The sequence below is a fragment of the Mesorhizobium sp. M5C.F.Ca.ET.164.01.1.1 genome (genome assembly GCF_004792125.1).
Taxonomy (GTDB): Bacteria; Pseudomonadota; Alphaproteobacteria; order Rhizobiales; family Rhizobiaceae; genus Mesorhizobium; species Mesorhizobium wenxiniae.
On the sequence record NZ_SRTG01000363.1, the window covers coordinates 1 to 324 of the forward strand.

The window sequence follows — 324 nt, forward strand, 5'->3', positions numbered from 1 at the left end:
TGAACGTCGAGAGCAATGCGCTTCCAATCCGGAAGCTGGACGCGGACGACATGCCGCTGCTGATGGAGCTTGAGGCTGCCGCCTGGGCCGGTCCGCTGCGAGCCAGCGAGGCGACCATCCGCCGCCGGCTGGCGCTTGGCCACACCATGCTGGGCGCGATCGACGGCGACGCGCTGGCCGGCACGCTCTGCTTCACCGAAACCAGCCAGGACCCGCTGGTGCGCGCCGATTTTCCCACGAATTTCGATGCCTTTGCATCGCTGCCGCGCAGCGAGCCGGTGCACTCGCTTTATGCCTACAATCTCTGCGTCCGCCCCAGCCACC

The 324-nt window shown here is 67.3% G+C and carries 1 protein-coding gene; it reads left to right on the forward strand.

Going from position 1 to position 324, the window contains the following annotated elements:
* Positions 1–50 precede the first annotated feature (50 nt).
* Positions 51–324, forward strand: a 274-nt coding sequence (locus EN807_RS33825; protein ID WP_210240028.1) for a hypothetical protein, incomplete at its 3' end; no start/stop codon positions are given.